The organism is Burkholderia sp. FW306-1C-G01B, from assembly GCF_058781685.1.
In genome coordinates this window covers 1-614 of sequence record NZ_JBYSWZ010000042.1, presented here as the reverse complement: position 1 = coordinate 614, position 614 = coordinate 1, and the positions used below count along the sequence as shown (strand labels likewise).

General features: G+C 61.9%; 1 pseudogene. It reads right to left on the bottom strand.

The features are described from left to right. Positions 1–53: 53 nt before the first annotated feature. Positions 54–614: pseudogene (locus AC3WLY_RS35205) on the bottom strand (DDE-type integrase/transposase/recombinase); the annotation flags it as partial.

The following is a 614-nucleotide window of genomic DNA, read 5'->3' as shown; positions in this document are numbered from 1 at the left end:
TGCTGCCGCATCACTGGCAGCCTCTCTTGAGCACCGCCTAAACTCGCTCGTCAAGACGGGTTGGCTGGCCGCTTACGGTAGGCCCACATATCCAGCAGGCGACCCGAGAATTCGCTGCCGTTATCGGCAAACAGTAAGCGGGGTGCGCGGCGTTGAGCCACCAATCGATTCAGCACGGACACGACGTCCTCCGCACGCAGGTGCTGGCCAACTTCAATGGCTAGCGCTTCACGGCTGAACACATCCACCACGGTCAGCGCTCGAAGGCGTGTGCCGTCGGCCAGTTGGTCCGCCACGAAGTCCAGACTCCAGACTTCGTTGGGACGCGTCGGCGAATGGCGCTGCCGACGCGACACCACCATCTTGCGTCGCTTGGGCAACTTCGAGCGCAGTTGCAGCTGCTCTTCGGCATAGAGTCGATACACCCGGTTCCTGCTCACCCGCCAGCCTTCACGTTTGAGCAGCACATGAATACGTCGGTAGCCGTAGCGCACGCGGGTATGCGCCAATTCCCGCATGCGATGGCGTAACGCCGTTTGCGGATCCTTGACGCTGCGATAGTAGTGGGTACTGCGCGCCTGTTTGATCAGGCGGCACGCCCGCTGCGTGTTGAG